Consider the following 5196-nt stretch of genomic DNA (forward strand, 5'->3'; position numbering starts at 1 on the left):
GGTCCCCCGGCGTGTCGGGACACGACATGCCGAGGCGTGTCCGGACCAGCTGGTGCCGTGGACGAGGTCCGCAAATTCAATGGAAATCGGACGTCTGATTTCCATTGAATTTGCGGAAGCCCGTGGCGCGGACGGCGATGCGGGCACGCGGTGCGGGGGGTCAGGTGCCGGAGACGTTCTCGAGTTCGCAGCAGGTGGCGTTCTCCACCGGGAGGCCCGAGGGGAGCTTCTCGCCTCGGAAGATGCCGTTGCCCGGCGTGGTTCGGGACAGGGCGTCGGCCGCCAGGACCATCGCGCCCGCGGTCCAGGTCGAGCGTTCCTCCGGCCAGCGCTTGTTGTCGGCGTAGACCAGGCCGGTCCAGTACGAACCGTCCGGATCGCGCAGGTGCTGCATCGCGGCCAGCAGCTCGCGGGCGCGGTCGTACTCGTCGACCGCTTCCAGGCTCAGCACCAGTTCGCAGGTCTCCGCACCGGTGACCCACGGGTGGTCGTCCACGCAGCGGATCCCGAGGCCGTCGACCACGAAGTCCGACCAGCGCTCGAACAGCCGCTTGCGCCCGGCTTCGCCGCGCAGCGCACCGCCGAGCACCGGGTAGTACCAGTCCATCGAGTAGCGGGTCTTCGGCGTGAACGCCTCCGGGTGGTGCCGGATGACGTGGCCGAGCCGTCCCAGCGCCACCTCCCAGCCCGGCTGCGGCTGGTCCAGGTGCTCGGCCAGCGCCAGCGCGCACCGCAGGCTGTGGTGGATGCTCGAGCAGCCGGACAGCAGCGCCTCACCGGTCGGGATCCCGGATTCGCCGATGGCCCAGTCGATCTCGCCGCGCTCCCGCTGCGCGGTGAGCACGAAGCCGATCGCGGTGCGCACCACCGGCCACATCCGCTCGGCGAACGCGTCGTCACCGCTGATCAGCACGTGGTGCCACACGCCGACCGCCGGGTAGGCGCAGAAGTTGGTGTCCGCCCCGGCGTCCTCGACGCGGCCGTCGCGGACCTGCAGCGGCCACGATCCGTCCGCGCGCTGGGTCGTGCGCAACCACTCGTACGCGCGCTCGGCCTCGGCCAGCAGACCGGTCGCCGACAGCGCCATCGCCGATTCGACGTGGTCCCACGGGTCCACGTGCCCGCCGACGAACCACGGGATCGCACCGGACTCCAGCTGGGTCGCCGCGATGGCCCGCCCGGTCTGCACGGCCTGGTCGGCCGAAAGCACGCCGGGGACTTCAGGCCCCCGCACGGGCCGCTCCCGGCTTGCCCAGGTAGACCGCGATGCTCTTGCCCATGACCGGGTCCAGCAGCCGTTCCGCGGTGCGGGTCAGCCACGGGCCCTTCATCAGGTCCCACACCAGCATCTTGTGGTAGGCCTTGGGCAGCGGGTGGTCGTCGTTGTCGGTGCCCACGGCGCACTTGATCCACCAGTACGGCGAGTGCAGCGCGTGCGCGTAGTGGTGGAACGCCGGGCGCAGGCCCGCGTCGGTGAGCTTGCCGATCAGCTCGTCGGCGCTGTAGATGCGCACGTGCCCGCCCTCGACCTGGTGGTACTCGTCGGAGAGCATCCAGCAGATCTTCTCCGGCCAGGCGCGCGGCACGGTGACCACGACGCGCCCGCCGGGCTTGACCACGCGCACCAGCTCGCGCATGGCCTTCTCGTCCTCGGGGATGTGCTCCATGATCTCCGAGGCGATGACCACGTCGAAGTGCTCGTCGGGGAACGGCAGGGCGAGGGCGTCACCGGAGACGGTCTGCGCGTTGGCGCCGTCGGGGACCTGGTTCTCGGCCTTCATCGCGCCGAACATGGCCGCCACGTTCTCCAGCTCCGCGACGTCCTGGTCGAAGGCGATCACGTCCGCGCCGCGGCGGTAGAGCTCGAAGGCGTGCCGCCCCGCGCCGCAGCCCAGGTCCAGCACCCGCTGCCCCGCCTGCACGCCGAGCCTGTCGAAGTCCACCGTCAGCAAAGCGTTGCTCCCTTCCGTGCGCGCGGGGTGCGCGCGATCGCTTCCGCGTAGCAGTCGACCGTGGCCGCTGCCACCGACTTCCAGTCGTACTTCGCCAGCACCCGCGCCCGGCCGGCCTCGCCGAGCCGCTGCCGCCGCTCCGGCGAGTCGAGCAGCCGGGCCAGCGCGGTGGCCAGCGCTTCCGCGTCGCCCGGCGGCACAAGGTCGGCGCACTCGCCGTCGGCGCCGGCGACTTCCGGGATCGCCCCGGCGCGGCTGGCCACCAGCGGCGTCGCGCAGGCCATCGCCTCCACCGTGGGCAGCGAGAACCCCTCGTACAGCGACGGGACGCTGGCGACTTCGGCGGATCCGAGCAGTTCGGCGAGCTCGGCGTCGCTGATGCCGCTCACGGTCCGCACCGTGTCGTTGATGGCCAGTTCGTCGATGAGCTGCTCGGTGGGTCCGCCGGGGATCGGCTTGGCGACCAGAACGAGTTCCACCTGGCGCTCGGTGCGCAGCTTGGCGACGGCTTCCAGCAGCGTGCCGATGCCCTTCATCGGGGTGTCCGCGCTGGCCATCGCCACGATGCGGCCCGGAACGCGCGGTGCGGTCGGCGGCTTGAACACGTCGGCGTCGACGCCGAGCGGAACCACCTGGAGCTGCTGCGGGGAAACGCCGAAGTCGCGCCGGATGTCGGTGGCCGAGGATTCCGAAACGGTCAGCAGGTGCGGGATCCGGCGCGCCACCCTGGCCTGCATGCGGGTGAAGCCGTACCAGCGGCGCAGCCCGAGGCGGCGCCAGCCGGTGGCGTCGGCGAGGTCGACCCGGCGGTCGTGGGTGATCGGGTGGTGCACGGTCGCGACCAGCGGAATTCCCGCGCGCTGCAGGCCCAGCAGCCCGTAACCGAGGCACTGGTTGTCGTGCACCACGTCGAACTCGTGAGCGCGGGCGCGCAGCAGCTTGGCCGCGCGCAGGCTGAAGGTCAGCGGTTCGGGGAAGCCGGCCGTCCACATCGTGCCGACCTCGAGCAGGTCGATGCCGTCCCGCAGCTCGCGCCAGTTCGGGGTGCGGAACGGGTCGGCGTCGTTGTAGAGGTCGAGGCTGTCCACCGCGGTCAGGTCCACGCCCGGATCCAGCTCGGGGTACGGCTGCCCGGAGAACACCTCGACGTGGTGCCCCAGCTCAGCGAGCCCCCGGCTGAGGTGCCGGACGTAGACGCCCTGCCCGCCGCAGTGCGGCTTGCTCCGGTAGGACAGCAACGCGATCCGCACGGCTCACCTCACACAGCCCGCGGCGCGCGGACTGGGTAGACTGGAACATGTTCTGATCGAACCACGTCGATCACCTTAACCCGTGAGGGTGGTGGGGCGACTGGCCGCGTGGCGACGAACACGCGGTTTTCGACAACCAGACTTCGAGGGGACCCACGCGGCATGGAAAGCACCTCGCGAAACGTCCTGCAGGCGCTGCGGGACGACGAGTCCGGTTCCACGGCTCAGCACGAACGCCGCAAGCGGATCATCGATGCGACCATCGCGCTGGCCACCAAGGGCGGCTACGACGCGGTGCAGATGCGGACCGTGGCGGAGAAGGCCGACGTCGCCCTGGGCACGCTCTACCGCTACTTCCCGTCCAAGGTCCACCTGCTGGTGACCGGCCTGGCCAGGGAGTTCGAGCGCGCGCAGGACAAGCTGGACCGGACCAAGATCCCCGGGGACACCACCTACGAGCGGGTCATGTTCGTGCTCAACCGCACCACCCGCTCGCTGCAGCGCAACCCGCAGCTGACCGAGGCGATGACCCGCGCGTTCATGTTCGCCGACACCTCCGCGGCGGCCGAAGTGGACACGGTCGCCGCGCTCGTCGAGCGCTTCTTCACCAACGCCATGACCGAAGGCGAGCCGACCGAGGAGGAGAAGGCGATCGCCCGGGTGATAGGCGACGTCTGGCTGTCCAACCTGGTCGCCTGGGTGACCCGGCGGGCCTCCGCCTCCGACGTCTCCAACCGCCTCGAACTCACCGTCCGCCTGCTGCTGGCCTGAGTCCGGTCGGTGTCAATTTCGTGCGAGATTGACACCGAGCCGGGGACTCACTTGGCGAGGGCGTACTCGAGGATGCCGTCTTCGTGGGTGGTGACGGTGAGGACGCCTCGGGTGACCAGGACGTCGAGGTGGGCGTTGGTCTCGCCGACGGCCAGGACCTGGTTGAACAGGTCCATGTCCGCGAAGTCGCGGTTGCGGCGGGTCCAGCCGAGCTTGAGCGCCGCTTCGTAGGACGTGCCCGCGCCGTCGCGGATCGTGCCGGCCGTCTGCTCCAGGCGTTCTTCGTGGTGCTGCAGGAGTTCGGTGATCCTGCTGTGCGAACTCCCGCCGACCGGTCCGTGCGCCGGCAGCAGCCGCATGTCCGGGTAGGACTGCATCAGGCGCAGCGAATCCATGTAGTCGCGCAGCGGGAGCTCTGGCCGCGCCGGTTCGACGCCGATGGACGGCGTGATGTGCGGCAGGATGTGGTCGCCGGAGAACAGCAGCGAGGACGCCGAGTCCAGGAACACCAGGTGCCCGGCGGTGTGGCCGGGCGTCGGCACGGCGAGCAGCGTGCGGGACTTCAGCGGTACCTCGACCTTGCCGTCCAGCCACTCGTCCGGGAGCTCGTAAGGGCTGCGCGTCTTCGGCGCCTTCCCGCCGTAGGCCTCGGCGAGCTTGGCCAGCAGATCCCCGGCGCCCCAGCGCCGCAGCCGCTCCGCTTCGGCTTCCTGGTCACCGGCCAGGATCGCGTCCAGGGACGGCTGCTCGCCCGCGCCGAGGCTGATCTGCGAGCCGAAGGTGCGGCGCAGCGTCACCGCGAGGGTGTAGTGGTCGCGGTGCACGTGGGTGACCAGGAAGCGCCGGATGTCCTCGAAGCCGTACCCGATCTGGCCCAGCGCCGATTCGAGCTGGCCGCGCGCTTCGTCCAGCGCCCAGCCGGAGTCGATGAGCACCAGCCCGTCCTCGTCCTCGATGGCGTAGACGTTGACCGCGCGCAGACCGTCGTTGGGCAGCGGCAGCGGAATCCGGTGCACGCCCGGAGCCACTTCGAACACCCCTGGCTCGATCCAGGCGTGCCTGGCTTCCACCGCACCGTCGCTCACCGCTGACCTCCAGCCGTTCGAAATGTCCTTCCGCGAAGCCTAACCCGGAAGCCGGCGGCACTGCGGACCTTTCCGGCGGCTCAGACCCGTGAGTACATTGGGCTACTCCCGCAACCCAAAGTACAAACCGACGACCAC

5 protein-coding genes are annotated in these 5196 nt (G+C 70.4%); 1 reads left to right on the forward strand and 4 read right to left on the reverse strand.

Translation table 11 applies throughout. From position 1 onward, the window contains the following. Positions 1-160 precede the first annotated feature (160 nt). From ABTZ89_RS35435 to ABTZ89_RS35445, 3 genes are read right to left on the reverse strand one after another with little or no spacing between them, the layout of a single operon-like run. Positions 161-1234 (reverse strand): glucosidase family protein, encoded by a 1074-nt coding sequence (locus ABTZ89_RS35435; RefSeq protein ID WP_351053205.1) that lies wholly within the window; start codon positions 1232-1234, stop codon positions 161-163. Continuing rightward, the gene (locus ABTZ89_RS35440) at positions 1221-1943 is read right to left on the reverse strand and encodes a methyltransferase domain-containing protein (protein WP_270949318.1); all 723 of its coding nucleotides are present in this window, start codon (positions 1941-1943) and stop codon (positions 1221-1223) included. The genes ABTZ89_RS35435 and ABTZ89_RS35440 overlap by 14 nt, the downstream gene beginning before the upstream one ends. A gap of 2 nt (positions 1944-1945) precedes the next feature. Beyond that, entirely contained in the window at positions 1946-3202 is a 1257-nt protein-coding gene (locus ABTZ89_RS35445) for a glycosyltransferase family 4 protein (protein ID WP_351053208.1), read from the reverse strand. 162 nt (positions 3203-3364) lie between these two features. Here ABTZ89_RS35445 and kstR point away from each other — a divergent pair, with 162 nt between their 5' ends. Further along, positions 3365-3973 (forward strand): cholesterol catabolism transcriptional regulator KstR, encoded by a 609-nt coding sequence (gene kstR, locus ABTZ89_RS35450; protein ID WP_270949248.1) that lies wholly within the window; start codon positions 3365-3367, stop codon positions 3971-3973. Between the two features lie 47 nt (positions 3974-4020). On the opposite strand, the gene ABTZ89_RS35455 is transcribed toward kstR, so the two are convergent. Beyond that, positions 4021-5058 (reverse strand): MBL fold metallo-hydrolase, encoded by a 1038-nt coding sequence (locus ABTZ89_RS35455; RefSeq protein WP_351053211.1) that lies wholly within the window; start codon positions 5056-5058, stop codon positions 4021-4023. Positions 5059-5196: the final 138 nt, after the last annotated feature.

Origin of the sequence: Saccharopolyspora sp. NPDC002686, assembly GCF_040295745.1 — a bacterium.
Classification (GTDB): Bacteria; Actinomycetota; Actinomycetes; order Mycobacteriales; family Pseudonocardiaceae; genus Saccharopolyspora; species Saccharopolyspora oryzae.